At 71.6% G+C, this 24,799-nt stretch carries 25 protein-coding genes; 18 read left to right on the top strand and 7 right to left on the bottom strand.

Translation table 11 applies throughout. From position 1 onward, the window contains the following. Positions 1–18 precede the first annotated feature (18 nt). From ACWEOW_RS22280 to purF, 6 genes are all read left to right on the top strand, one after another. On the top strand, positions 19–900 hold the full coding sequence (locus ACWEOW_RS22280) for an LLM class flavin-dependent oxidoreductase (RefSeq protein WP_452271437.1): 882 nt from the start codon (positions 19–21) through the stop codon (positions 898–900). Between the two features lie 26 nt (positions 901–926). Then, positions 927–1,307 (top strand): sterol carrier family protein, encoded by a 381-nt coding sequence (locus tag ACWEOW_RS22275; RefSeq protein WP_452271436.1) that lies wholly within the window; start codon positions 927–929, stop codon positions 1,305–1,307. Next, complete coding sequence (locus ACWEOW_RS22270) at positions 1,304–1,549, top strand: hypothetical protein (protein WP_452271435.1); 246 nt, start codon at positions 1,304–1,306, stop codon at positions 1,547–1,549. Before ACWEOW_RS22275 ends, ACWEOW_RS22270 begins: the two co-directional genes overlap by 4 nt. A gap of 35 nt (positions 1,550–1,584) precedes the next feature. Then, positions 1,585–2,832: a CaiB/BaiF CoA transferase family protein gene (locus ACWEOW_RS22265; protein ID WP_452271434.1), complete on the top strand. Its 1,248-nt coding sequence runs from the start codon at positions 1,585–1,587 to the stop codon at positions 2,830–2,832. Continuing rightward, positions 2,832–3,401, top strand: a complete 570-nt coding sequence (thpR, locus tag ACWEOW_RS22260) for an RNA 2',3'-cyclic phosphodiesterase (protein ID WP_452271433.1) — start codon at positions 2,832–2,834, stop codon at positions 3,399–3,401. Before ACWEOW_RS22265 ends, thpR begins: the two co-directional genes overlap by 1 nt. A gap of 112 nt (positions 3,402–3,513) precedes the next feature. Beyond that, positions 3,514–5,076, top strand: coding sequence for an amidophosphoribosyltransferase (gene purF / locus ACWEOW_RS22255; RefSeq protein WP_452271432.1), 1,563 nt, complete (start codon positions 3,514–3,516; stop codon positions 5,074–5,076). A 20-nt stretch (positions 5,077–5,096) separates the two neighbouring features. Here purF and ACWEOW_RS22250 read toward each other — a convergent pair whose 3' ends face one another. Next, the gene (locus ACWEOW_RS22250; RefSeq protein ID WP_452271431.1) at positions 5,097–6,047 is read right to left on the bottom strand and encodes a hypothetical protein; all 951 of its coding nucleotides are present in this window, start codon (positions 6,045–6,047) and stop codon (positions 5,097–5,099) included. A gap of 217 nt (positions 6,048–6,264) precedes the next feature. Between ACWEOW_RS22250 and purM the strand changes: the two genes are divergently transcribed. Further along, positions 6,265–7,395 (top strand): phosphoribosylformylglycinamidine cyclo-ligase, encoded by a 1,131-nt coding sequence (purM, locus tag ACWEOW_RS22245; protein WP_452271430.1) that lies wholly within the window; start codon positions 6,265–6,267, stop codon positions 7,393–7,395. A gap of 160 nt (positions 7,396–7,555) precedes the next feature. Here purM and ACWEOW_RS22240 read toward each other — a convergent pair whose 3' ends face one another. Then, positions 7,556–7,750 (bottom strand): DUF3073 domain-containing protein, encoded by a 195-nt coding sequence (locus ACWEOW_RS22240; RefSeq protein WP_452271429.1) that lies wholly within the window; start codon positions 7,748–7,750, stop codon positions 7,556–7,558. Positions 7,751–8,216: 466 nt separating this feature from the next. Here ACWEOW_RS22240 and ACWEOW_RS22235 point away from each other — a divergent pair, with 466 nt between their 5' ends. Then, entirely contained in the window at positions 8,217–8,408 is a 192-nt protein-coding gene (locus ACWEOW_RS22235; protein ID WP_452271445.1) for a BldC family transcriptional regulator, read from the top strand. 109 nt (positions 8,409–8,517) lie between these two features. Beyond that, positions 8,518–8,958, top strand: coding sequence for a VOC family protein (locus ACWEOW_RS22230; protein ID WP_452271428.1), 441 nt, complete (start codon positions 8,518–8,520; stop codon positions 8,956–8,958). A 13-nt stretch (positions 8,959–8,971) separates the two neighbouring features. On the opposite strand, the gene ACWEOW_RS22225 is transcribed toward ACWEOW_RS22230, so the two are convergent. Next, on the bottom strand, positions 8,972–10,516 hold the full coding sequence (locus ACWEOW_RS22225) for a PucR family transcriptional regulator (protein WP_452271427.1): 1,545 nt from the start codon (positions 10,514–10,516) through the stop codon (positions 8,972–8,974). A gap of 260 nt (positions 10,517–10,776) precedes the next feature. Here ACWEOW_RS22225 and ACWEOW_RS22220 point away from each other — a divergent pair, with 260 nt between their 5' ends. Both ACWEOW_RS22220 and ACWEOW_RS22215 read left to right on the top strand, forming a co-directional pair. Continuing rightward, complete coding sequence (locus ACWEOW_RS22220) at positions 10,777–12,045, top strand: NAD(P)/FAD-dependent oxidoreductase (RefSeq protein WP_452271426.1); 1,269 nt, start codon at positions 10,777–10,779, stop codon at positions 12,043–12,045. A gap of 192 nt (positions 12,046–12,237) precedes the next feature. Beyond that, positions 12,238–14,211, top strand: coding sequence for an N-acetylmuramic acid 6-phosphate etherase (locus ACWEOW_RS22215; protein WP_452271425.1), 1,974 nt, complete (start codon positions 12,238–12,240; stop codon positions 14,209–14,211). Here the strand turns inward: ACWEOW_RS22215 and ACWEOW_RS22210 are convergent. From ACWEOW_RS22210 to ACWEOW_RS22200, 3 genes are all read right to left on the bottom strand, one after another. Continuing rightward, on the bottom strand, positions 14,185–15,372 hold the full coding sequence (locus tag ACWEOW_RS22210) for a serine hydrolase domain-containing protein (protein WP_452271424.1): 1,188 nt from the start codon (positions 15,370–15,372) through the stop codon (positions 14,185–14,187). The two genes, ACWEOW_RS22215 and ACWEOW_RS22210, sit on opposite strands and share 27 nt — an antisense overlap. Before the next feature lie 23 nt (positions 15,373–15,395). After that, entirely contained in the window at positions 15,396–16,943 is a 1,548-nt protein-coding gene (locus tag ACWEOW_RS22205; protein WP_452271423.1) for an ATP-dependent DNA ligase, read from the bottom strand. A gap of 69 nt (positions 16,944–17,012) precedes the next feature. Beyond that, on the bottom strand, positions 17,013–18,047 hold the full coding sequence (locus ACWEOW_RS22200; protein WP_452271422.1) for an alpha/beta hydrolase: 1,035 nt from the start codon (positions 18,045–18,047) through the stop codon (positions 17,013–17,015). A 145-nt stretch (positions 18,048–18,192) separates the two neighbouring features. Here ACWEOW_RS22200 and ACWEOW_RS22195 point away from each other — a divergent pair, with 145 nt between their 5' ends. From ACWEOW_RS22195 to ACWEOW_RS22165, 7 genes are all read left to right on the top strand, one after another. Then, positions 18,193–19,002, top strand: coding sequence for an SDR family oxidoreductase (locus tag ACWEOW_RS22195; RefSeq protein WP_452271421.1), 810 nt, complete (start codon positions 18,193–18,195; stop codon positions 19,000–19,002). Further along, positions 18,999–19,760: a 3-oxoacyl-ACP reductase FabG gene (fabG, locus tag ACWEOW_RS22190; protein ID WP_452271420.1), complete on the top strand. Its 762-nt coding sequence runs from the start codon at positions 18,999–19,001 to the stop codon at positions 19,758–19,760. The genes ACWEOW_RS22195 and fabG overlap by 4 nt, the downstream gene beginning before the upstream one ends. A gap of 1 nt (position 19,761) precedes the next feature. Further along, complete coding sequence (locus ACWEOW_RS22185; protein WP_452271419.1) at positions 19,762–20,826, top strand: phosphotransferase family protein; 1,065 nt, start codon at positions 19,762–19,764, stop codon at positions 20,824–20,826. Beyond that, entirely contained in the window at positions 20,826–22,046 is a 1,221-nt protein-coding gene (locus tag ACWEOW_RS22180) for an acyl-CoA dehydrogenase family protein (protein WP_452271418.1), read from the top strand. The genes ACWEOW_RS22185 and ACWEOW_RS22180 overlap by 1 nt, the downstream gene beginning before the upstream one ends. A 98-nt stretch (positions 22,047–22,144) precedes the next feature. Beyond that, positions 22,145–22,528 (top strand): nitroreductase family deazaflavin-dependent oxidoreductase, encoded by a 384-nt coding sequence (locus tag ACWEOW_RS22175; RefSeq protein ID WP_452271417.1) that lies wholly within the window; start codon positions 22,145–22,147, stop codon positions 22,526–22,528. 207 nt (positions 22,529–22,735) lie between these two features. Then, entirely contained in the window at positions 22,736–22,957 is a 222-nt protein-coding gene (locus tag ACWEOW_RS22170) for a S1 RNA-binding domain-containing protein (protein ID WP_452271416.1), read from the top strand. A gap of 96 nt (positions 22,958–23,053) precedes the next feature. Continuing rightward, the gene (locus tag ACWEOW_RS22165) at positions 23,054–24,010 is read left to right on the top strand and encodes a YihY/virulence factor BrkB family protein (RefSeq protein ID WP_452271415.1); all 957 of its coding nucleotides are present in this window, start codon (positions 23,054–23,056) and stop codon (positions 24,008–24,010) included. A gap of 156 nt (positions 24,011–24,166) precedes the next feature. Here ACWEOW_RS22165 and ACWEOW_RS22160 read toward each other — a convergent pair whose 3' ends face one another. After that, complete coding sequence (locus ACWEOW_RS22160; RefSeq protein WP_452271414.1) at positions 24,167–24,796, bottom strand: TetR/AcrR family transcriptional regulator; 630 nt, start codon at positions 24,794–24,796, stop codon at positions 24,167–24,169. Between the last annotated feature and the right edge of the window lie 3 nt (positions 24,797–24,799).

Raw genomic sequence — 24,799 nt, 5'->3', positions numbered from 1 at the left:
TCAGGCTACGGTCGGAGCATGCGATTCGGACTGGCGATCCTGCCGGAGCACGCGTGGTCGGTGGCCGAGCCGATGTGGCGCGAGGCCGACACGATGGGCTTCGACCACCTGTGGACGTTCGACCACATGACCTGGGGTGGGCTGCCCGAGTCGCCGTGGTTCGCGGCGATGCCCACCCTCGCGGCGGCCGCGGCGGTCACGAGCACGGCGCGCCTCGGCACGTTCGTGTCGTCGCCCAACAACCACCATCCCGTGCAGTTCATGCGCGAGATCCTCGCGCTCGACGACATCTCCGGGGGCCGGTTCATCCTCGGCATCGGCTCCGGTGGCGACCTCGACTCGCAGCTCACCGGCGATGACCTGTCGCTCGCGCGGCGCACCGCCCGGTTCCATGAGTTCACCAGCCTCGTGGACCGGCTGCTGCGGGAGGAGCGGGTCACCGCCGACGGCGAGTTCTACGGCGCGCGTGACGTGCTGACCCGGCCCGGACCTGTCCGGGGGCTGCCCGACGGACCACGCGTGCCGCTCGTCATCGCCGCCAACGGGCCCAAGGCGATCCGCCTCGCCGTCGAGCGCGGTGACGGCTGGATGACCTACGGCGGCAACGTCGACACCGACGACGAGTGGTGGGCGCTCATCGGCGCCCTGAGCGCGAGGGTCGACGAGGCGCTCGCCGCGGCAGGTCGCGACGCGGCAGATCTCGACCGCTACCTCAACCTCGACTCGGCGCCGACGTTCTCGCTGACCAGCGTCGGCGCCTTCGAGGACGCCGCGGGCCGCGCGGCCGAGCTGGGCTTCTCCGACGTCATCACGCACTGGCCACGCTCGACCGACCCGTTCCAGGGCGTGCAGGCCACGCTGGACACCGTCGCGGCCGACGTCATCCCGCGCCTGCGCTGATCCGGCCGCACGGATAGCCTGCAGCGATGCCTCCACGCCGCCGCACCCCAGTCGCCGAGGGCATCGCTGCCCTCGAGGTATGCCGTGCTGCCGCCTTTGCCGCCGATCGACCCACCACGGCCACCGCGGTGCGCTACACGCTGGAGGAGCTGGCGTCGGCTGCGCCCGGACGCACGGTCGAGGTGCGAGTGCCGCCCTATGGCGCCGTCCAGTGCATCGAGGGTCCGGTCCACACACGTGGCACGCCACCGAACGTCATCGAGACGGACGCGGCCACCTGGTTGCGGCTGGCCGTCGGTGACCTGAGCTGGGACGAGGCCGTGGCGGCGGCGAAGGTCAGGGCGAGCGGCCAGCGGGCCCACCTCGAAGGCCTGCTGCCGCTGGCATCGCTTAACCTTGAGCCGTGAGTCCTGAGACCCCGCGCACGCCGAACTTCAAGCGCTTCCTGCTGACCGGGACACTCATCGGGCTCGTCGCCGGGATCATCTTCGGGCTCCGCGACCCGGGCGGCCCGAGCTACCCGGAGGGCAAGACGTTCGACGTCGGCACGGCAGTCCTCTTCCTCGCGGCCCTGGGCGCCTTCCTCGGGGCGGGCGTCGCCGGCATCCTCGCCGTCCTGCTCGACCGGACGGGCCGCGGCCGCTCGTGACCGAGCCCGCGGCCGGGCCGGAGGCGCGCCCTGAGGTGCGCTCTGAGACACGTCCTGAGACGGACGGTCGCGCGGCCCGGTCGGGCCCGCTCACCGGCATCCGGGTCGTCGAGCTCGCTGGCATCGGGCCGTCGCCGTTCGCGGCGATGTTCCTGGCCGACCTCGGCGCCGACGTGATCCGGCTCGACCGACCCGGCCCGCCGCCGATGCCGGTGCCGGTGCCGCAGGAGGCGGACCTCCTGCGACGGGGTCGCCCGTCGGTCGTGCTCGACCTCAAGCACCCGGACGGCCTCGCGACCGCGCGTGAGCTCGTCGCGCGCGCCGACGTCCTCATCGAGGGCTACCGGCCGGGCGTGGCCGAGCGGCTCGGCCTCGGCCCCGATGACTGCTTCGGCCTCAACCCGCGACTCGTGTACGGACGGATGACCGGATGGGGGCAGGAGGGTCCTCTCGCGCAGGCGGCAGGCCATGACATCGGATATGTCGCGATCACCGGTGCGCTCGGCGCAATAGGCCGCGCCGGCGGCCCACCACAAGTGCCGGTGAACCTCGTCGGAGACTTCGGCGGGGGAGCCATGTACCTCGTCGCGGGCATCCTCGCCGCCCTGGTCGAGGCACGCACGAGCGGGCACGGGCAGGTCGTCGATGCTGCGATCGTCGACGGCACGGCTCATGTGTCCTCACTCGTCGTCGGCCTGGTCTCCGGCGGCGCATGGTCTGATCAGCGCGGCACGAACCTCCTCGACACCGGCGCGCCGTTCTACGACGTGTACGAGACCAGCGACGGCGGCTGGATGGCGGTCGGCCCGCTCGAGCAGCCGTTCTACGACGAGTTCCTCAGGCTGGTCGGGCTCGCCGGCTCAGCCCCGGACCGCCTCGACCCGAGCCGGTGGCCGGAGCTGCGAGCACTGTTCGCCGACCGCTTTCGCACACGCACGCGCACCGAGTGGACTGCTGTGTTCGAGGGCACGGACGCCTGTGTGGAGCCCGTCCTCAGCTATGCCGAGGCGCCGTCGCACCCGCACCTCGCCGCGCGCGGGACGTACGTCGAGCACCACGGGGTGCTCCAGCCCGCACCCGCGCCCCGCTTCTCGCGGACCCCGGCGGCCCTGACGACGCCACCGCCTGCGGTCGGCGCCGACACTCGCGAGGCGCTCGCCGCCTGGGGCATCGGAGGCATCGATGCCCTCATCGCATCGGGGGCCGCCCTAGCGCCAAGCAGTTCCGCGGCGCCGGCGTTGCCTGGACGAAGCGAGGCGCCAGACAATCCCGTGGAGGCCTGATGAGGCTCTTCGTTGCGGTAGTCCCTCCGGACGACGCGCTCGACGACCTCGAGGAGCACGTCACGCCGCGGCGGGAGGCCGACACCCCGCAGGCGGAGCTCCGCTGGACCGACCGGCACCAGTGGCACGTCACGCTCGCCTTCCTCGGCTCGGTGCCCGAGTGGCGCCTCGACGACCTCACCCACGCCGTGGAGCACTCCGCCGCTCGGCACGACCACCTCATCCTCCAGCTCGCCGGGGCCGGCGCCTTCCCGAACCCGTATGCCGCTCGCGTCCTCTGGACGGGGGTCGAGCAGCTGCGCGGTGACCTGGGCACGCTGGCGGACGGCATACGGTCCGCGGCGAACTCCGTCGGCGCGACCCCGGACGGCGCGCGCTTCCACCCTCATGTCACGCTCGGGCGGTTCCACCGGCCGACGGAGGCGACACGCTGGATCCGCGCGCTGGACGCGTACGAGGGCCCCGCGTGGGTCGCCGACCGAGTGGCGCTGGTCGAGTCGCATCTCGGGGAGGGGCGCGGGCGGCGCCCGCGCTACGAGGTGCTCGAGGAGTTCGCGCTCCGTTCGTGACTCGAGGGGGCCAGGGGGCCCGGCCCCTTCGCGCTCTGCGGCGCGTGCTCTCTCGACTCGGCGGCATACGCGGGCGTCCGGGGCGTCGCTTCGCGTGTGGGACAATGGGGCAGTGGCACGTGGCGACGGTCGGTTGAACCATGACCTCATCCCCGGCGAGAAGGGCCCGCAGGACGCCTGCGGGGTCTTCGGTGTCTGGGCCCCGGGAGAGGACGTCGCGAAGCTGACGTACTTCGGGCTCTACGCTCTGCAGCACCGCGGGCAGGAGTCGGCGGGCATCGCCACCGGCGACGGCGAGAAGATCCTGGTCTACAAGGACATGGGCCTCGTGTCGCAGGTGTTCGACGAGACGGCGCTGTCGTCGCTGCGAGGACACATCGCGATCGGCCACACGCGCTACTCGACGACCGGCGGCTCCACCTGGGAGAACGCCCAGCCGACCCTCGGCGGGACCGGCCACAGCACCATCGCCCTGGCCCACAACGGCAACCTCATCAACACCGTCGAGCTCAAGGCCCTGGTCGACGAGCACTTCGGCGGCTCCCGCGTCACCGGTGAGCTGGCCCGCGGCAACACGTCCGACACGGCGCTGGTCACGACGCTCCTCGCGTCCAACGAGGACCGCACGCCTGAGCAGGCCGCGCTCGAGCTGCTGCCCAAGCTGCGCGGCGCGTTCTCCTTCATCTTCATGGACGAGCAGACCCTGTATGCCGCCCGCGACCCCTGGGGGGTCCGGCCCCTCGCGCTCGGCCGCCTCGAGCGGGGCTGGGTCGTGGCTTCCGAGACGGCCGCCCTGCAGACGATCGGCGCGTCCGTGATCCGCGAGGTGGAGCCGGGCGAGCTCATCGCCATCGACGAGAACGGCCTGCGATCGCACAAGTTCGCGACGCCGCAGCCGAAGGGGTGCGTCTTCGAGTACGTCTACCTCGCCCGGCCCGACGCGGTGATCCGTGGGCGCGTCGTCCATGAGGCCCGTGTCGAGATGGGCCGGGTCCTGGCCCGCGAGCACGCCGTCGACGCCGACCTCGTCATCGGGGTCCCGGAGTCGGGCGTGCCTGCGGCCGTGGGCTACTCGCAGGAGTCGGGCATCCCGTTCGGCCAGGGCTTCGTCAAGAACGCCTATGTAGGACGCACCTTCATCCAGCCCTCGCAGACCCTGCGCCAGCTGGGCATCCGGCTCAAGCTGAACCCTCTCGAGCACACGATCCGTGGCAAGCGGCTGGTCGTCGTCGACGACTCGATCGTGCGCGGCAACACCCAGCGGGCGCAGATCCGGATGCTTCGCGAGGCCGGTGCTGCCGAGGTGCACGTGCGTATCTCGTCGCCTCCCGTGCAGTGGCCGTGCTTCTACGGCATCGACTTCGCGACGCGCGCCGAGCTGATCGCCACCGGCCTCGGGGTCGAGGAGATCCGTGCCTCGATCGGCGCCGACTCGCTGGGGTACATCTCGGAGGACGGCATGATCGCGGCAACCCGCCAGCCGGCCGACGAGCTCTGCACCGCGTGCTTCACCGGGCGCTACCCGATCGAGCTGCCCGAGGACGGCAACATCGGCAAGCATGTGCTCGAGACGCTGCCGCTGACCGTCCGCACCGGTCATGACCGCTCCGTCGACGTCGAGGGCGTCAGCCTCGGAGTCGGCGCGGGCGGCGAGAACGCGCTTCAGCACCCCTGACGCCCTCCCGGTTCGAGGTATCAGCTCGCGACATCCGGCGACCTTTCATATCGACTGGAATACCTCGACCCGAGTCCGAGCCCACGGGCGACCTGGCTCATGAACTCGTCCCGGTGCAGTCGCAGCCCGATGAGGTCGATGCGCAGGACTCGGTCCGCACGCAGGGTCACCTCGTTACGGGTCAGGTTGTCCGCGCTGACCTGAAGTCCTTCGCGGTGCTGGACGCCGTCGATCTCAAGGACGAGAGCGAACCCGTCCCACCGGACGTCGAGATAGCTGCGCCCGAGCCGTGAGTCGACGACGACCTGGCGGCTCGGCTCCGGCAGGTCCCACTCACGGCACAGTCGCGCGAAGTCGAGCTCGCCGAGGGCTCGCACCCCGGCCGAGATGTAGAAGATCACGTCCTTGATGAATGCGCGCCGCCGACGGCCCCGCAGCCGCTTGGACCAGGCAAGCAGCTGCTCGGGCGTCGCCAACCCCTGCTGGACTGTCATGATCAGCACCAGCGCGGCCTGCCGGTCCGATGCCGCCCAGTACGCGGCCCGCAGTGCGGCCACCGCCGGTCGCGTGCGCGGTATGCCGCTGGTCAGGACTTCGCCCGGCACGCGTCGGATCACCTTGTGCAGCTGCACGCCTGCGGCCCTCTTGACCGCGCAGCGGTGCACGACGGAGACGTGGATCTCGTCGTCGCGGTAGTTGCGCAGACCTGCTACCTGAAGGGCGGTGACCCCGTCCAGGGCCGCGATGGAGGTGCCGGTCTCCCAGATGGTCGACCAGTAGCGCCCCTCGACGGGCACCGGGCCGCGGTGTGGCACCACTGTCTGGTTGCCGATAACCCGCCACCGCCCGGCCTCCTGCTCCGTGCGTACGTCGTCATGAGTGATGCCGAGTCCGCGCAGGACCCGTCGGGACACCACTCCTCCGGTTACGGTTGCCGCCGACTCGATGGCTTGCTGCCGCTCGAAATTCATGGACTGAGGCTGCGCCAGGTCCGGCGCCGTGCGGGGACTGCCGATGAGCTGCTGTGGACAGCCACTGACCAGCACCAGGGGATGTGGAGCCCGGTTCGAGGTATCCGGTTCGAGGTGCAGAGTCGCCTCATTTCACGACGCATTACATCGACCGGAATACCTCGAACGGGCAGAGGGGCCCGAGGGGGTACGGGCCGACCGTCGGTAGGCTTTGCGGGTGAGTGAGCGCCCGATCACGTATGCCGCAGCCGGAGTCGACGTCGAGGCGGGTGACAGGGCCGTCGAGCTGATGAAGGAGTCGGTGCGCCGCGCGACCCGGCCGGAGGTCATCGGCGGGCTCGGCGGGTTCGCCGGGATGTTCGACGCGAGCGCGATCGCACGGATGACCCGCCCGGTCCTGGCCACCTCGACCGACGGCGTCGGCACCAAGGTCGCGATCGCGCAGGCGATGGACAAGCACGACACGATCGGGTTCGACCTCGTCGGGATGGTCGTCGACGACATCGTCGTCTGCGGGGCCGAGCCGCTCTTCATGACCGACTACATCGCCACGGGCAAGGTCGTCCCCGAGCGGATCGCAGCGATCGTGGGCGGCATCGCCCGCGCCTGTGAGGAGGCCGGAGTGGCGCTCGTCGGCGGCGAGACCGCCGAGCACCCTGGGTTGCTCGAACCCGACGAGTACGACGTGGCCGGTGCCGCGACCGGCGTCGTGGAGTATGCCGCAGTGCTCGGTCCCCATCGAGTGGCCGACGGCGACGTCGTCGTCGCGCTCGCGAGCAGCGGCCTGCACAGCAACGGCTACAGCCTGGTGCGGCGGGTCGTCGACGCAGCGGGCTGGTCCCTCGACCGGCACGTCGACGACTTCGGCCGGACGCTCGGCGAGGAGCTGCTCGAGCCCACCCGGATCTACACCAAGCCGCTGCTCGACCTCATCGACACCGAGGGGGTCGACGTGCACGCCCTGAGCCACGTGACCGGTGGCGGGCTCGCGGCGAACCTCGCTCGGGTGCTCCCGTCCGGGATGTTCGCGCGTCTCGACCGCGGCACGTGGGCGCCTGCGGCGGTCTTCCGGACGGTGCAGGCCCTCGGCCGGGTGCCGCAGGCCGACCTCGAGCGCACCCTCAACCAGGGCATCGGCTTCGTCGCCGTGCTGCCCCAGTCGCAGGCGGACCGCGCGGTCGAGGTCAGCGAGGCACACGGCATACGGGCGTGGCTGCTCGGGAGCGTGACCACCGAGGAGCACGCGTACGCAGAGGGCCTCGTCGTCGACGGAGTCGAGGTCGTCAGGGGAGCCAAGGGCGTGGACGGGGGCGCGGTGCAGGTCGTCGGGACACACCCGGCGGCCTGATCACCGGCCCCGTCACGCACCTTCGCCGCCTACGGCCCGAGCAGCCTCAGGACACCCTTGGGAAAGCCTCGGGACGCCCTCGAGGACGGATCGGGACAGCCACCATCGCCGGCCGAGTGGTCTCACCCGACGCACGAGGTGGTGGAGATGGAAGGCGAGCTCAGCGCTCGCCGGCGGCCCATTTCCCGTAGTCGTCGTAGTCGTTCTCGTCGTAGGACCCCGACTGGTGATCGGGCTCCCGTGGTGACGAACCGTGCAGCTCGCGCTCCAGCGCGCTCAAGTCCGTGTCAGGCGTGTAGTACTTGAGCTGCCGTGCGACCTTGGTCTGCTTGGCTTTGGCTCGGCCGCGCCCCATGGCGTGACCCCCTCGTGCGTCGTGCCGGGACGGCATCGCTCTTCGGAGAACCGGATGGCTCTTCGATGTCCGCGTAGCGGCCCCGGGAATGTGTGTGTTCTCGTGGTGCTAACGCTACATGAGGCAGGCAAATCATGCCCACGGCGGACCCCTCGACTCGCCCGCGAGGGCCGGCGTGAGGCCGCCGTGAGGCCGATGTGAGTCCACCGCGAGTCCACCGCGAGGCCACTGTGGGGCTGCCGGGAGTCCGCCGAGAGTGCGCCGACCTCCGAGACGGGTGGGGCCCGTACCAGTGGGCGGCACCCACAGCGCCTGCGGGACCAAGTGGGTGATACTGGGGCGATCAGCCCTTTTTCAGTGTTTAACCGCCAACTTTCGGTTGGAGACTTTACCCTTGCTTTACTGAGCCCCCGTTGGGGCGCATGCGTGTCGCTGCACCTAGCGACAGGGTGGTGGGGAAATGACAATGACGACTCAGGATCGACACGAAACCGAGAAGCTGCTCACTCCTGCAGAGGTCGCGGCCCTCTTCCGGGTTGACCCGAAGACGGTGACCCGTTGGGCCAAGGCAGGAAAGCTGACTTCGATCCGGACCCTCGGTGGGCACCGGAGGTACCGCGAGTCAGAGGTTCGCGAACTCTTGGGTGGCGGCCACTGACGCGACCGCCGAGTCGGGGTACCGGTCAGACAGCCGGGGGAGGTGTGCCAGCGGCGCACCTCCCCCGACTGGCACCGCGGTTGTCGGTGCCGGCCTCTAGCGTCGGCGCATGACGAATCCTCCTGAGGTCACTGCGATCACGTTGGGCGTGCGCGACGTCGAGACATCGCGCACGTTCTATGTCGACGGGCTGGGCTTTCGCTCGATCCTCGACATCCCCGGCGACATCAGCTTCGTCCAGTGCGCCCCGGGTCAGCTGCTCGCGTTGTGGAACGTCGAGCAGATGCCGAGCGAGTACGGCGACGTCGGGCACGGGCCCCAGGGGCCGCCGATGTCGCTCGGGCACACCGTCGACGGCCCTGACGAGGTGAAAGGCCTGTATGCCGCCGCGCTCGCGGCGGGGGCGACCACCGTCACCGAGCCGGCCGAGCGCGAGTGGGGCGGGTGGAGTGCGTGCGTCGCCGATCCCGACGGCTTCCGGTGGGACTTCGTCCACAACCCGAACCTCCGCGTCGATGCTGACGGAACGGTGCACATGGGCAGCGCGTGAGCGGTGCTCAGGGTCAGTGCCCGAGGGCGCGCAGCTGCAGCCGCAGTGCGAGGCGCGTCTCGGGATCATGCAGGTCGACGTCGACGATGTCCGACATCTTCTGGAGCCGGTAGCGCAGCGTGTTCGGGTGCACATGCGCCCGCGCTGCCGCGGCCTTGGGGTCGCCCGGATGGTCGAGCCACGCCGCCACCGTCTCGAGGTATGCCGTCTCGTGGGCCTCGTCGTGCGCGCGCAGGACCGCGACCGGACCGAGCAGCTCCTCGGTGCGGATCCCACTGAGCGCGCGGGCGTTCGTGACCGCGGCCCAGGCGTCCTCGACGGTCATGGCCGGACCGGTCACCCGGCCGGCGTCGCGGAGCCGGCGCACCTCGCCGGCCTCCCGGCGCGAGCGGTCGAGGTCGCTGGTCCGGCTCACCGAGCCGCCGGCGCTCGCTGATGCCGTCGGGGTCACCAGCGCGACCTCTTCGACGACCCCGAGCAGCCACTCCCAGGTGCCGGGCGCCGCGCTCCCCGGGGTGTCGCGGACGAGTGCCAGGGCCATGCCGTCGAAGATCGCGAGCAACGGCTGGCGCCAGGACCGGCGGCGAGCAGCCGACTCCCACACGTCGAGCTCGCGCTCCGCGTCGCCGGACACCTGGTGCGCGCCGGCGAGCACGACGACCCGCCAGGGCGGCGGCGGCAGCCAGCCCTCGGCCTCGAGGGTGTCGCCGCTGACGACGGCTCGCAGGCGGTCGGCCGCCACCCGACGGGCGAGGTCCGCCTGCGAGCGCTGCCGCAACAGGTGCAGCGCAACGACCGAGGCCGTCTGCGCGAGAGACTCTTTCACCTGCTCGGGCGGCTCCTCGTCGATGACCGCCCAGATCGAGCCAAGCCACTCGGTGCCGGCCCGCACAGGCACGACGAGCCGCGCGCGCAGGCCTCGGCCGGCGGGCACGAAGAAGGGCGCGCTCGATGTGGCCAGCTGCCGGAAGACGCCGCGTCCGCGCAGGCTTGCGATGACCTCGTCGGGCACGCGCCTGCCGACGATCGTCGACAGGCGCGCCGGATCGGCGACGTCCTGGGTCGAGGAGTAGGCGAGCACTCGGGACTGGGTGTCCTCGATGGTGATCGGGGCGCCGACGAGCGCTGCGCAGGCGTCGGCCAGCGCGAACAGCTCGTCGAGCACCGGTCCCTCGGCTCGCAGCGAAGGCCCGCTCGCGGCCCGGTCGAGCACGCCGCGAAGCAGCCAGACGATGTGGGCCCACGACGCGTGGTCGGCGAGCTGGACGAGGCTGACGCCGAACCGGTTCGCGGCCGCCCGGACCTGGGGGTTGCGGGCCGCGGCGCGCCGGAGCACGACCGCACCCGCCTCCACCTCGGCCGCCGCCTCGATGAGCGCCGCAGCGTCTGCCGGACGGTCGATCCCGACCCCGAGGAGCAGGTCGCCCGCCTGGCCGAACACGCCCGACCCCGGCTCGGCCAGCGTGACATCGTCGACAGTCCGCCCGTCCGGGTCGGCGACGAGCGTGAGCAGGCCACCCCCGATCGACCCGACGAGCTGCGCGAGGGGCAGGCCCACGGGCGTCGTGGACGAGGTGCGGGTCGCCGGGCGCGCCGGAGACGCCGGGCGCGCCGGGTGGCCTGAGCGCACTGAGCGCCCTGGGCGACCTGGGCGGCGGGAGGGAGCGGGCGGCATACCTCGATGGTGGCACGCCGTTGTTCGCTGAGCACAGCCATGAAGGGAAAGTTTGGCACCGGGGCACCACGAGGCGCGCTCGCTGTGCCGGGACCATGGTGGTAGGCACCCACACCCTTATCGATGACACAGGAGTCGATCGCATGCCCGCTGTGACCCCGTCCGGTTCCCCCGCCCCCGAGCGCGTCGCCGTCGTCGGCGCCGGCATGGTCGGCCTGGCCACCGCCTGGTTCCTCCAGGAGCGCGGCGTCGAGGTGACCGTCATCGACCGCGACGGCGTCGCGGCCGGCGCGTCGTGGGGCAATGCCGGCTGGCTGACGCCCGGCATCGCCACCCCGCTGCCCGAGCCCGCCGTGCTGAAGTACGGGCTGCGCGCCGTGCTGAGCCCGAGCTCGCCCGTCTACGTGCCGCCGAGCGCCAACCCGAACTTCCTACGCTTCGTCACCGGCTTCACGCGCCACAGCACGATGAAGGCGTGGAAGAAGGCGATGGGCTCCCTCGTGCCGGTCAACGACCTGTCGCTCCAGAGCTTCGACCTGCTCCGTGAGGGTGGCGTCGACGCCGAGACGTACGAGGCGAAGTCGTTCACCGCCGCCTACCGCACGGTCGAGGAGCGCAAGACCCTGCTCGAAGAGATCGAGCACATCCACGCGTCCGGCGGCGACATCACGTTCGACGTGCTGTCCGGCGACGAGGCCCGCGCCATCGAGCCGGCGCTCTCGGACAACATCGGTGCGGCGATCGTGCTCCACGGCCAGCGGTTCATCAACCCGGGCGCCTACGTCGCGGCTCTGGCCGACTCGGTCGTGGCACGCGGCGGCAAGATCGTCACGGGCAACGCGGTCTCGAACATCCTCGAGACGCCCGGCGGTGTCGCGATCACGAACGAGGTCGGCATCACCGAGCAGTTCGACGCCGTCGTGGTCGCCACCGGCGCGTGGCTCGGCAAGCTCGCTCGCGACTTCGGCGTCAAGCGGGTCGTCCAGGCCGGCCGCGGCTACTCGTTCAGCGTCGCGGTCGAGGACCTGCCCAACGGCCCGGTCTACTTCCCGGCCGCCCGCGTCGCCTGCACGCCGATCGGTGACCGCCTCCGCGTGGCCGGCATGATGGAGTTCCGCAAGCCCGAGGCCGCCCTCGACCAGCGCCGGATCAACGCCATCGTCGAGTCGGCCCGCCCGCTGCTCAAGGGTGCCGACCTCGACAACCGTCAGGACGAGTGGGTCGGCTCACGCCCCTGCACGATCGACGGCCTCCCGCTGATCGGCGCGACGAAGTCGTCCAAGGTGTTCGTCGCCGGCGGCCACGGCATGTGGGGCATCACGCTCGGCCCGGTCACCGGTCGCCTGCTCGCCGAGCAGATCGTGACCGGCACCGCGCCGGAGCAGCTCGCTCCGTTCAACCCGCTGCGCTGAGCCTGGGCGGCCTCGGTCTCCGAGACCGCCCGCTCGTCGCAGCAGATGCGTCCAGTGCCCGCCCGGGGTTCGTGCCCGGGCGGGCAGTGTCGTCTCCAGGCCCGCGCCTCCGGCCGCGCGGGCGACCGGTGCGGTCGATGAGGTGGGGCCACGTGCGTGACCACGCGGGCGTCAAGGGCTAACGTCCGTCGGATGGACAGCGAGGTCAGAGTCGAGGCGCCGACAGAGCAGCGAAACCCGGGCACGATGTCGATCGACACGTACTCCTCTCTCGACATCCTGCGCGTGCTCAATGCGGAGGACGCGACCGTCCCGCGTGCCGTGGGAGAGGCACTGCCCGAGCTCGCGGTCCTCGTGGACCGTGCGGTCGAGTCGCTGCGTGCGGGCGGTGCGATCCACTACTTCGGCGCGGGCACCTCGGGGCGCCTCGCGGTGCTGGATGCTGCCGAGCTGGTGCCGACGTTCAACGTCCCGGCCGGTCTGGTCGTCGCCCATCTCGCGGGTGGCACGGCCGCACTCGGCCGCGCGGTCGAGAACGTCGAGGACGACACCGAGCAGGGCCGCGCCGAGGCCGACGGTCTTCGTGAAGGCGACATCGCCATCGGGCTGACCGCCTCGGGCCGGACCCCGTTCGTGGCCGGCGCCCTCGCGCGCGCCCGGGAGATCGGCGCGGTGACGGCGCTGCTCACCGCGAACCCCGACGCATCGATCGGCCCGCACGTCGATCACCTGCTGGTCGCCCCGACCGGCCCGGAGGTGGTCACCGGATCGACCCGGCTCAAGGCAGGGACCGCCCAGAAGCTCGTCCTCGGGTCGTTCTCGACCGCCGTCATGATCCGCCTCGGGCGCACCTGGTCCAATCTCATGGTCGACGTCGTCGCGACGAATGCCAAGCTGCGCGGGCGGGTCGTGCGCATCCTTCAGGAAGCGACAGGCGACGACGCCGACCGGGCTCGCCGTGCTCTCGACGCCGCGGGTGGCCAGCTGAAGCCGGCTCTGCTGTCGATGCTCGCGGACGTCGACGTCCCGACGGCCCGTCGCACCCTCGACGACCACGAGGGGTCGGTCGCGGGCGCCCTCGCCGCGCTGAGGAGCGCTGCGGCGACAAGCTCCACGTGGGTGTCCCCGGTGACTGCGCGGGACCCCGCCCACTCAGTCGGTCGCGTGGTCGTCGCGGTCGACATCGGCGGCTCCGCCCTTCGCCTCCAGACGTATGCCGGTCGGCCGGGTCCCGTGCTCACCGCTCCGGGCGTGCGCGTCGGGCCGGCCGGGATCCAGGTCGGGCCACTCGTCGAAGATGCCCTTAGGTTGCTCGAGTCTGTCGGCGGCACAAAGGGATCCGTCGGAGCGCGCCCGGGCGTCGCCGACGATCGGCCGACCGGCTCCCCGGACATTGTCGTGTGGTCGATGCGTGGGCTGCTGATGCTGGCAGATCGCGAAGCGGTGCTGCGCGAGGTGTCCTCGGGTCTGGGCGCCGCGACGACGGTGGTGGTCAGCGACGCGGTCGCCAGTCTCGTCGGGGCGATCGGGAGGATCGAGCCAGGAGCCGTCGTCGCGGCAGGCACGGGTGCCGTGGCGTTCGGCACCGACTTCGACCAGCGGTGGAACCGCGTCGACGGCTGGGGACACCTGCTCGGCGACCGCGGATCGGCCGCGTGGGTCGGGACGATGGGCCTGCGGGCTGCGATACGCGCCGTCGACGGGCTGCCTGGCGGCTCGCCGGTACTGCTCCAGGCGGCATCCGACCTGCTGGGCGGACCGGAGGGCTGGCCGCGCCTGGTGATGACCGCCGACGACACCCCGGCGCGGCTCGCGTCCGTGGCACCGCTCGTCAGCGAAGCCGCGACCGAGCACGGCGATCCTGTCGCGGCCGGCATCTGCCGAGACGCCGGCATCGCCCTCGCGGACTCGCTCGTCGCCGCAGCCGCAGGTCTCGAACGGCCGCACCTCGTCGCGACTGGTGGCCTGCTTGCGTCCGAGCCAATCCGTACGGCGCTCGATGCGCGACTCGCCGCGACAGGTCGCGCGAGGAGTGCTGCCGTCGGTGCCGCACTCAACGGGGCGATGGTCCTCGGCCGGCACCTGCTCGACGCTGGACGCCTCCCGGAGCACCCGGCATACCTCCTCGTCGACCATCGATCACCTCGAACCGGAGCTGGTGCCTGAGCGGATGGCGGCGGCGAGGCCGTGCGCCCACTCCCGGCGCGCGACGTTGACCGAGCCCCAGTCGCGTGACGGGTGGACGCGGTTCGTCAGCAGGATCGCGAACGACCGCGACGTGAAGTCGATGACGACCGAGGTGCCCGTGAAGCCGGTGTGACCTGCGGTGTGCGGACCGGCGAGGTCGTCCATGTACCACCGCTGGTCGAGCTCGAAGCCGAGGCCGTGGGCATCCCCGCCAGTGCCCCCGTCGGCGCCGGAGACCAGGTCGACGACAGTCGCGCTGCGGAGGATCCGCCGGCCGCGATAGGTGCCGCCGTTGAGCAGTGTCTGGGCAAGGACAGCGAGGTCGTCGGCTGTGGAGAAGACTCCCGCGTGCCCGGCGACGCCGCCCAGCGCACAAGCGTTCTCGTCGTGCACCTGCCCGCGCACGAGGCCCCGTGCTGCCTTGGTCTTCGCCTCGGTCGCGGCCGTGCGGTCCACCGCGACCGGGTTGTAGCCGGTGTCGGTCATGCCGAGCGGCCCGGTGACTCGAGCCATCACGACCTGGTCGAGCGGCACGCCCTGGAGCCGCTCGACCATGACGCCGAGAGCTATGAGGCCGAGGTCACTGTAGAGGTAGGTCCGGCCGGGCGCACCGTCCAGGGGCTGGTCCATCACGGCCGCGATGCGAGACGGCTTGTCGGGGTAGTCACTCGAGAGCGGCAGCCATGCCGGGAGCCCGGACCGGTGCGTCAGGAGCTCTCGGACGGTGACGGACTCCTTTCCGGCAGAGGCGAACTCAGGGAGATATGCCGCGACAGGCGCATCAAGGGACGCCGCCGCCTCCTCGACCAGCTGCATCACGGCGATCGACGTGAAGAGCTTCGACACGGAGGCTAGGTCGAAGATCGTGTCCTCGCGCATCGGGACCCACCGCTCGCGGGGCAGCTCGGTCGACTCGTCGGCATATCGCAGCGCCCACCCGCTCGCATCACGCGCGACGACCCGGCCCTCGTGGCCCATCACGCCGACGGCCCCTGCGAAGAGCGCATAGCCGCCCGGCGGAGCAGCCTCGTGAGCGCGGATCGCCGCCACGGCCTCCGCGATCGGGGCCGGCTCGAGGCCGACACTCTGCGGCGTCGCGTCGGTCAGGACGGTGTCCTGCGAAGCGAAATGCCAAGTCATGGCGCAGAGCTCGTGGCCAAGACTCACCAGCCGGCGAGCGATCGAACCGTCTCGACCGTGTCGATCTCGCTGACCGGCTTGTCGTCGCGGTAGCGCAGCACGCGGGCGAACCGCAGGGCCATGCCGCCGGGGTAGCGGCTCGACCTCTGGACGCCGTCGAAGGCGATCTCGACGACCTGTTCCGGGCGCAGCCGCACGACCCAGGATCCCTCGGGGTCGGCGCCGTCGACGGCCAGCTCCTGGAAGCGCTCCGTCTGCCACGCGAGCATCTCGTCCGTCATGCCCTTGAACGTCTTGCCGAGCATCACCAGGTCACCGGTCTCGGCATCGCGGGCGCCGAGGTGGATGTTCGACAGCCAGCCCCTCCGCCGACCGCTGCCCCACTCGACGGCCAGCACGACGAGGTCGAGGGTGTGCCGCGGCTTGACCTTGACCCACCCGGGACCGCGCCGGCCTGCGGCATACGGCAGCCGTGGGTCCTTGACGACGACGCCCTCGTGACCCGCGGCGACGAGGTCGGCGAAGAACTGACGCGCCCGCTCAGCGTCGCTGGTGAGCTCGCGGGGCACGAGCCACGCCGGTGGGACCGTCGCAGCGAGCCGCTCCCAGCGCGTGGCCGCGGGCTCGTCGAGCAGGTCGGCGCCGTCGAGGTGCAGGACGTCGAAGAAGAACGGGGTCAGGGGCACCTGCTCGCGAAGCCGGTCGACGTCCGCCGTGCTCGCCGTGCGGGCGCCGGTCACCTGGAACGGCTGCGGGCGACCGCCCTCGCCGAGGGCGATGACCTCGCCGTCGAGCACGACGGTCTCGACGTCGAGCCCGACGAGCGCCTCGGTGATCTCGGGCATCCGGTCGGTGACCTCCTCGAGCGTGCGCGTGAACAGCCGCACCGTGCCGTGGTCGACGTGCGCCTGGAGCCGTATGCCGTCGAGCTTGGTCTCGACCATCACCTCGCCCCCCAGCGTGGCAAGGGCCTCGGTCACGTCGGGCGCCGAACCGGCCAGCATGGGCCGCAGCGGCCGGCCGACCTCGAGGTGGATCGCCTCCAGGGCGGGCACGCCTCCGGTCAGCGCCGCACGAGCGACGGGGCCGGAGAAGCCGGCCAGCATGACTGCACGACGCACTGCGGCGTCGGGCACCTCGGCTGCCTTCGCGATGGCCTGGAGCATCACGCCGTCGCCCGCGCCCTGACGGGTCTCACCCGTGATGAGACCGCGCAGCCATCGCTGCTCGTCAGCGGTCGCGCGCCCGAACAAGGCCTCGACTGCAGCCGATCTCGTTGTGGCAGAACCGGACCCGCCGAAGGCGGCGATGCGGGTCGCCTCTGCGTCGACGTCCTCGACGGTGAGGGTCGGCTCGGTCGCCGGGGTGGGCAGGGTCTGGAGCCCGCGCCAGCTCACCCCGATCCGCCGCTGCGGCAGCACCCCGGACAGGTGTGACGCCACGAGCTCGACGACCTCCGGACCGTCGAGCGAGGCCCGCCTCAGGCATCCGGCGAGCGCGTCGACCTTGGCGGTGCGAGATGCGGTGGCCGCGACCGCGTGCGAGGTGGCGACGACATCGGAGAGCAGCATGCCCCGATCCTCTCTCGGCGGTCCGACACCCACCAGCGCGCCGGGTCAGGAGTCGGATCAGTTGTCGGGTCAGAAGTCGGTGACCCTTCGCAGGAAGGTGACGAGGCGCTCGAAGGCGACCTGACCGTCCACCGAGTCGAGGTCGAACTGGTACTCGTGCTGCAGGGCCGGGCTGTGGTCCTCGGCGAAGAAGAGGGTCTCGTGCACGACCCCGAGCCGCTCCAGCGTGGCCACGAGGCTGAGCGAGTGCGGCAGGAGCGGGTCGGCGTTGCCGGCGGACACGAACGTCGCAGGGAACGTCGTCGGGATGTGATGCGCCACCGACGCGAGCTGCAAGGTCTCGTCGGAGAGGTAGTCGCGCCGGCCCGAGTACGCCCACAGCGCCGTGTCGATGAGCCACGAGCCGAGCCGCGACGACCCGCGGACGAGGTCGAAGTCGAAGGCGCCGCAGAACAGCACGGCCCCGGCCAGCTGGTCGCGGTCGATCGCCGTCGTGATGCCGACCCGTTCCGCGTATGCCGGGTCGCTGGCCAGCGCTGCCACCTGTGCCGCGATCTGGGCGCCCGCCGAGTCGCCGGCGAGCACGATCCGGGTGGGATCGACGTCCAGGCGGTCGGCGTGCTGGACAAGATGGTCGAGTGCGGCGTTCACCTGCCGGACCGGCGCCGGGTAGCGGGCCTCGGGAGCGATGGAGTAGTCGACCCCGACGGTCGTGAACCCTTGTCCCGCAATCATTCTGAGGTAGTTGGCCACCTGCGTCCGGTTGCCGGAGACGAAGGCCCCGCCGTGGATCCACACCACCGTCGGCAGCGGTCCCAGAACGGAGCCTGATTCGCGACCAGCCCCGGAGCCCGCCGGCCGGAAGACGTCGATGCGCGCGTCCGGGTCGCCCGCGGCATACGTCTCTCCCAGCACCTCGTGCAGGCCAGGAGGCACGTGCTTCTCGAGGGCGTCGCTCGCGTCGCGCGCGCCTCGGTCGAAGATGACTCGCACGAGCATCGCCGAGGGCCACGGCGTGAGCCTGGTCACGACAGCCAGTGCGCCCAGCGCTCCGGCGACCGTGCCCACGACGGCCGCACCCAGGCGTGCTGGAGAGGCTCCCATGAGCGGAACCTACCGGCCCGAGCCGCTGAGCCGGCAGGCCCAACGCCCGTCCAGAGGGTCGCGGCACTTGACGTGGGGTGCCCCGAGTCGCCAAGGTAAGCAAGCGCTTAGTGAGGTCGGACCGCAACGCACGCGAGGAGTGCCCATGACAGTTCCGCCGCCTGGTCGCACCGCGGTCGTCACCGGTGCGGCCCGAGGGATCGGCCGGGCCATCGCGACGCGGCTGGTCGACGAGGGCCTGCACGTCGTCGTCAGCGACGTCGACGCCGACACGCTCGCCGTCACGGCGCGGGAGATCGACGCCGATGCGATCCCGGGAGACATGGCCACGACAAGCGGCGTGGACGCGCTCGTCGACGCGGCGCGGATGCACCTCGGCTCGATCGACCTGTTCGTCGCCAACGCGGGCATCGTGTCAGGGGTAGGCCTCGACGCGACCGACGACGAGTGGGCACGGATGCTCGACGTCAACCTCATGGCGCAGGTGCGAGCAGCGCGCCGGCTCGTGCCCCTCTGGCTCGAGTCCGGGGGCGGGCGGCTCGTCCTGACCGCTTCGGCGGCCGGGCTGCTCACCATGCTCGGCGACCTGCCGTACTCGGTCACCAAGCACGGCTCGGTCGCGCTCGCCGAGTGGCTCGCGGCCACCTACCGCCACCGCGGCATCGTCGTCCAGGCCGTCTGCCCCCTCGGTGTCGACACCCGGATCCTGCACGAGGCGGGCCCGCTGAAGGACATCCTCACGCGGGACGGCACCCTGACTCCTGAGGACGTCGCGGACGCCGTCTGGGCGGGCCTGCAGGGGGACGCGACCCTCGTCCTCCCACACCCCGGTGTGCGGCAGTACTACGCCGGCCGCGCCGCCGACCCCGACGCGTGGGTCACCGGCATGAACAAGATCCAGCAGCGCCTCGAGACCGTCGCAGGCGCTCCAACGAGCAAGGAGACCACCTCATGACCGACACTTCTGCCCGCACGGCCATCGTCACCGGCGCCGCGCGCGGTATCGGCGCGGCCGTCGCCAAGCGCCTGGCCTCCGACGGGTATGCCGTCGCTGTCCTCGACCTTGACGAGTCCGCCTGCGCCGCAGTCGTTTCCGAGATCGAGGCGGCTGGAGGGCAGGGGCTGGCTGTCGGGGTCGACGTGTCCGACGAGGCTGGCGTGCAGGCAGCCGTCGAGCGGGTCGCCGCCGAGCTCGGAGCCCCGACGGTGCTGGTCAACAACGCCGGGATCATCCGCGACAACATGCTGTTCAAGATGACGGCCGGCGACTGGGACGCCGTGATGGGCGTGCACCTGCGCGGCTCCTTCCTCATGTCGCGGGCGTGCCAGAAGTACATGGTCGACGCGAAGTGGGGTCGCATCGTCAACCTCAGCTCCACGTCGGCGCTCGGCAACCGCGGCCAGGCCAACTACTCGGCGGCCAAGGCCGGTCTGCAGGGCTTCACGAAGACGCTCGCCATCGAGCTCGGCCGGTTCGGCGTCACGGCCAACGCGATCGCCCCCGGCTTCATCGCCACCGACATGACGCGGGCGACCGCCGAGCGGATGGGCATCACCTTCGAGCAGTTCCTCGAAGGTGCCGCCAAGGAGATTCCCGTCGGTCGCGTCGGTCAGCCTGACGACATCGCGGCGACGGCGTCGTTCCTGGCCAGCGACGAGGCCGGGTTCGTCTCCGGCCAGGTCATCTACGTCGCCGGCGGCCCGAGGGACTGACATGAGCGACGCACCCCCGTCGCCCGGGGCCGACCCGCGGGGCCTCCCGCTCGCGGCGCTCGCGGACTTCCTCGCCATCGAGGCGCCGGGGTTGCTCGACGGTCCCCTCACCGGCCGTCTCATCGCCGGCGGGAAGTCCAACCTCACGTACGTCGTCGGTGACGGACGGCATACGGTCGTCGTGCGCCGACCCCCGCTCGGACACGTGCTCGCGACGGCCCACGACATGGTGCGGGAGCACCGCGTCATCTCGGCGCTGCGCGACACGCCCGTGCCCGTGCCGGCGACGTATGCCGTGTGCGCGACCGACGATGTCATCGGCGCCCCGTTCTATGTCATGGAGCACGTGCGCGGCACGCCGTACCGGAGCGCAGCCGAGCTCGAGCTGCTCGGGCCGGAGCGCACCCGGGCCGTCGCCGAGCGGATGGTGGACACCCTCCTGGCCCTGCACGCAGTCGATCCCGCCACGGTCGGTCTGAGCGACTTCGGCCGGCCGGACGGCTTCCTCGAGCGCCAGGTCCGGCGCTGGAAACAGCAGCTCGACGCGTCCCGGAGCCGCGAGCTGCCCGGCATCGACGAGCTGCACGACCGGCTCACCTCCTCGGTGCCACAGAGCGGGGCGCCCGCGATCGTCCACGGTGACTTCCGGCTCGACAACCTCCTCGTCGACGACGACCGTGTCACCGCCGTCCTCGACTGGGAGATGGCCACGATCGGCGACCCGCTCACCGACGTGGCGCTGCTCGACGCCTACCAGTCGCTGCCGCTGGTCGTCGGACCCAACGCCGTCTCAGATGCGTCGCGGGCCCCGGGCTATCCGACGCCGGCAGAGCTGCTCGCGCGGTACGCGGCGGGCAGCGGCCGTGACCTGTCGGGCGTCTCGTTCCACCTCGGGCTCGCCTACTTCAAGCTCGCGGTGATCCTCGAGGGCATCCACTACCGCTACACCAAAGGACAGACCGTCGGCGAGGGCTTCGCGACGATCGGGGAGGCGACCGGCCCGCTTGTCGCGGCCGGCCTCGCCGCACTCGACGGCACGAACCCGCCTGGGGTGAAGGAGGACTGATGGACTTCGCGTTCGACGCACGCACCGAGGAGCTGCGCCAGGAGCTGCTCGCCTTCATGGACGAGCGGGTCGAGCCGTCGCTGCCCGTGTTCGACGAGCAGGTCTCGGCGCTCGACGACCGCTGGGCGTGGAGCACCGTCCCGGTCCTGCAGGAGCTCCGGCAGGAGGCCCGGGACCTCGGGCTGTGGAACGTGTTCCTGCCCGGCGAGCACGGCGCCGGGCTGACGAACCTGCAGTACGCCCCGCTGGCCGAGATCACCGGCCGCTGCATCCGGCTCGCGCCGGCCGTGCTCAACTGCGCGGCGCCCGACACCGGCAACATGGAGGTGCTCGCGGCGTTCGGCACCGACGAGCAGCGGGTGAACTGGCTCGAACCGTTGCTGCGCGGGCAGATTCGGTCCGCGTTCGCCATGACCGAGCCGGCCGTGGCGAGCAGCGACGCGACGAACATCGAGACCTCGATCCACCGCGACGGTGACGAGTACGTCATCAACGGCCGCAAGTGGTGGATCACCGGCGCGATGAACCCCGAGTGCGAGGTCTTCATCGTCATGGGCAAGACCGACCCGGGCGCCGACCGCCATCGGCAGCAGTCGATGGTCCTCGTGCCGCGAGCTGCCCCCGGCCTCGAGATCGTCCGCGGGATGGAGGTCTTCGGCTACGACGACCACGACCATGGCGGCCACGCCGAGCTCGCGTTCCACGACGTCCGCGTCCCCGTGGACAACCTCATCGGGCAGGAGGGCAGCGGCTTCGCCATCGCCCAGGCGCGCCTCGGCCCCGGCCGGATCCACCACTGCATGCGCTCGATCGGCCTGGCAGAGGTCGCCATCGAGGCGATGTGCCGCCGTGCCTCCGAGCGGGTGGCCTTCGGCAGGCCGCTCGCCGACCAGGGCGTCGTGCGCGACTGGATCGCCGAGTCGCGCGTCCGCATCGAGCAGCTGCGACTGCTCGTGCTCAAGACGGCCTGGCTCATGGACACCGTCGGCAACAAGGGTGCCCACACCGAGATCCAGGCCATCAAGATCGCCACCCCCAGCACGGTCGAGTGGATCATCGACAAGGCGATCCAGACTCACGGCGCGGGTGGACTCAGCCAGGACCACGAGCTCGCGCCGGCCTTCGCCGGCATCCGCACCCTCCGCTTCGCGGACGGCCCCGACGAGGTGCACAAGAACGCCCTCGCCAAGGCCGAGCTGAGGAGGTATGCCACCCGCTGACCATCCGCGCAGCCACCGCTGCGCCGCGGCGCACGTCTGGTGCCCCAGCAGCGGCCGGTCGCCTTTCGACACCCAGGCTCGCGCGGCATGCTGGGGTCATGGCTGCTCCCGCGTCTGCCCAGTCCTTCAACCGGTTCGCGATCCACCTCGCCGGGCACCGCTTGTTCCCGCTGTGGGCGGTGCTGCGACACCGGGGACGCAAGAGCGGCAAGGAGTACGCGATCCCGGTGGCGGTGATGCCCAGCGCGGGCCGCTTCACCATCGCGCTCCCGTGGGGTCGCGAGACCGACTGGGTGCGCAACACGGTGGCCGCCCGCGGATGCACGATCCACTGGAAGGGCATGGACTACGAATGCACCAACCCGACCTTCGTCGGCAAGGAGGAGACACTCAAGGTCGCGAAGGGCATCGCCCGCCTCGGCATCCAGCGGCGCGAGTTCCCGCACGGCTTCCTGCGTCTCGACCGGACGGTGACCCACTGACCCAGGCGAGCGGCATACGCGCGTCGGCTTTCTCGTCCCGGCGGGGGACTTGCTCTCGGGCGCCAGCTCGGCCTACCGTCACCGGGTGACTGCCGGGTCGGCCGTGTGCCGTGACACGAAGGGCGTCCCGGCTGTGCCGTGACCTCCGCGCGGGCACCTCCCCGCTCACCGATGTGAGCGGAGCCTGCACAGGAAGGAGGTGAACGCATGACCCGCTTCGACGAGCGTGACTTCGACCAGCTCGGCCAGGGCGACGTGGTGACCGGTGAGGTCGTCGGCGTCGTGCCCTTCGGCTCGTTCGTCCGCATCGCCAAGGACGCGGACGGGCTGTTGCACGGCGACGCCGGACGGACCGTCGGCGATGCCGTGACGGTACGGATCCTCGAGATCGACCGCGACAAGCGCCGCGCCAGCCTGACGCTGGCCTGACGTCCGGCCGGTGGCCGGCGCAGGAGACTGCGCCGGCCACGCGGCTGAGTTTGTGGGGCTACCCACCCGGCGCAGACTTCCGTGCAATCCTCAGTCATGGGCACTGCCGTCGAGGGGCCGGACGGGCCCGACGGCACGCGGGCCGATACGCAGGCCGAGACGTCGGTGGGGCGGATCGAGCAGTTCCGTGTGCGCGCCGAGGCAGCACGCCGGCGCTACGAGGAGCTGGCGCAGCGGCAGCCGCTCTTTGGACTGCCCCTCGCTGCCCTCGCCACGTATGCCGCCCGGCAGGGGATGCTGCTCGCGAGCGCGATCGCGTTCCGGTTGTTCTTCTGGGTGCTGCCGGTCGTGCTGCTGGGCGTCGCCCTGCTCTCCGCCCTGGGGCGCAGCGACAACGAGGTCCGAGACGGCGCCGTCGACGCCACCGGCATCTCGGGCGCCGCGCGTGCCGAAGTGCTCACCGCCCTCTCCGAGGGCGGCCGCTCGTGGTGGATCCTTGCGGTCATCGGCCTCTTCGGAGTGCTCTGGACGACGATGCTGTTGCGGCGGACGCTCGTGCTCGTCAACGCCCACCTCTGGGAGACGACGACCGGCAAGGCCGGCACCCGGCAGCTCGTCGTATCCGTGTTCTTCTTCGTTGCGCTCGTGTCGCTCGTCGCGTTCAGCGCCCGGCTCGTCGGTGAGCTCGACGGGCTCTTCCCGGGCAGCGTCGTGCTGTCCGCCCTCGTGCAGGCCCTGGTGGCCGGGGCCTGCTGGTTCGCGGTCATGCGCCAGCTGCCCGACCGGCGGTCCCACTGGACGGATCTCGTGCCGGGGGCGTTGGTCTTCGGCGTCGGGCTGGCGCTCATGCACGCCGTGAGCAGGCTCTACCTGCCCGCCCGGTTCGAGCATTCGTCTGCCCTCTACGGCTCGCTCGGTATCGCCGCCGCGATGCTGGTCTGGCTGCTGCTGTTCGGCCAGCTCGTCGTGTGGAGCGCGATCGTCAGCTCCGTGTGGCACGACTACCGGGCGGCTCGCCGCCCCGGACGCCGCGAGGCGCGCCCAGTCGAGTGAGCGCCCCCGTCCCACGTCGAGTGGGCGCCCCGTCCCACGTCGAGTGGGCGCCCCGTCCCACGTCGAGTGGGCGCCCCGTCACAGGAGTCCCGTGGCCGAAGTGGCGGGAGCGACGGGTCGCTCACTCCACTGAGCTCGATGCGCTTTGTTGCGGAGTCAGGATGCCGTGAAGGCGGCGACGAGACCGGCGACGGCCCGGGTGCTCATGTCCGTGACCAGGCCCTCCGGCTGGCCGGCGTCGAGCTGCCGGAAGCCCGTCTCGACGATGGCCATCGTCATCGCGCCTGCGACCGCACTGCGCCCCTCGTCACCGCCGAGCAGCTCGAGCCAGGTGGCCTGGACCACGTCGTTCATCGCTGCATGTGCCGTTTCGACCGCCTCGGCGCCGTCGCCGCCCGCGCCCGCGTCGGGCCCGGACGGCGCGGCCACAGGTGCGGCGCGCATCGCCTCCATGAGCCACCCATGCCCGGTGGCGGCCGCCTGTTCGAGATTCGCAGCGACCCAGGCGGTCAGACGCGACCGAGGGTCCTTGGCGCCGGCGACGGCCTCGTCGACGGCCGCCAGCCAGCTCGGGAGGTAGCGCGCGACGACGAGGAACCGCAGGTCCTCGACGGAGTCGACGTAACGGTAGATGCTGTTGCGCGCGATGCCCGCAGCCGAGCTGACCGCCCCGGCCGTGAGCGCAGCGCCGTCGCCCGCTCGGAGGATGTCCTCGGCGGCGTCGACGAGGCGGGTCTGGACCTGGGCCCGGTGCTCGGCGACCGTCGCCGCGGCAATCCTCGGCATCGC

It is taken from the genome of Monashia sp. NPDC004114 (assembly GCF_053603855.1).
This window is presented reverse-complemented; position numbering and strand designations above follow the sequence as displayed.

Bases quoted from the DNA above. Each gene is read 5' to 3' on its own strand.
- ACWEOW_RS22280 (WP_452271437.1), top strand. From the start codon at position 19: ATGCGATTCGGACTGGCGATCCTGCCGGAGCACGCGTGGTCGGTGGCC.
- ACWEOW_RS22275 (WP_452271436.1), top strand. From the start codon at position 927: ATGCCTCCACGCCGCCGCACCCCAGTCGCCGAGGGCATCGCTGCCCTC.
- thpR (WP_452271433.1), top strand. From the start codon at position 2,832: ATGAGGCTCTTCGTTGCGGTAGTCCCTCCGGACGACGCGCTCGACGAC.
- ACWEOW_RS22250 (WP_452271431.1), bottom strand. From the start codon at position 6,047: ATGAATTTCGAGCGGCAGCAAGCCATCGAGTCGGCGGCAACCGTAACC.
- ACWEOW_RS22240 (WP_452271429.1), bottom strand. From the start codon at position 7,750: ATGGGGCGCGGCCGAGCCAAAGCCAAGCAGACCAAGGTCGCACGGCAG.
- ACWEOW_RS22235 (WP_452271445.1), top strand. From the start codon at position 8,217: ATGACGACTCAGGATCGACACGAAACCGAGAAGCTGCTCACTCCTGCA.
- ACWEOW_RS22230 (WP_452271428.1), top strand. From the start codon at position 8,518: ATGACGAATCCTCCTGAGGTCACTGCGATCACGTTGGGCGTGCGCGAC.
- ACWEOW_RS22220 (WP_452271426.1), top strand. From the start codon at position 10,777: ATGCCCGCTGTGACCCCGTCCGGTTCCCCCGCCCCCGAGCGCGTCGCC.
- ACWEOW_RS22215 (WP_452271425.1), top strand. From the start codon at position 12,238: ATGGACAGCGAGGTCAGAGTCGAGGCGCCGACAGAGCAGCGAAACCCG.
- ACWEOW_RS22210 (WP_452271424.1), bottom strand. From the start codon at position 15,372: ATGACTTGGCATTTCGCTTCGCAGGACACCGTCCTGACCGACGCGACG.
- ACWEOW_RS22205 (WP_452271423.1), bottom strand. From the start codon at position 16,943: ATGCTGCTCTCCGATGTCGTCGCCACCTCGCACGCGGTCGCGGCCACC.
- ACWEOW_RS22200 (WP_452271422.1), bottom strand. From the start codon at position 18,047: ATGGGAGCCTCTCCAGCACGCCTGGGTGCGGCCGTCGTGGGCACGGTC.
- ACWEOW_RS22195 (WP_452271421.1), top strand. From the start codon at position 18,193: ATGACAGTTCCGCCGCCTGGTCGCACCGCGGTCGTCACCGGTGCGGCC.
- fabG (WP_452271420.1), top strand. From the start codon at position 18,999: ATGACCGACACTTCTGCCCGCACGGCCATCGTCACCGGCGCCGCGCGC.
- ACWEOW_RS22185 (WP_452271419.1), top strand. From the start codon at position 19,762: ATGAGCGACGCACCCCCGTCGCCCGGGGCCGACCCGCGGGGCCTCCCG.
- ACWEOW_RS22180 (WP_452271418.1), top strand. From the start codon at position 20,826: ATGGACTTCGCGTTCGACGCACGCACCGAGGAGCTGCGCCAGGAGCTG.
- ACWEOW_RS22175 (WP_452271417.1), top strand. From the start codon at position 22,145: ATGGCTGCTCCCGCGTCTGCCCAGTCCTTCAACCGGTTCGCGATCCAC.
- ACWEOW_RS22170 (WP_452271416.1), top strand. From the start codon at position 22,736: ATGACCCGCTTCGACGAGCGTGACTTCGACCAGCTCGGCCAGGGCGAC.
- ACWEOW_RS22165 (WP_452271415.1), top strand. From the start codon at position 23,054: ATGGGCACTGCCGTCGAGGGGCCGGACGGGCCCGACGGCACGCGGGCC.
- ACWEOW_RS22160 (WP_452271414.1), bottom strand. From the start codon at position 24,796: ATGCCGAGGATTGCCGCGGCGACGGTCGCCGAGCACCGGGCCCAGGTC.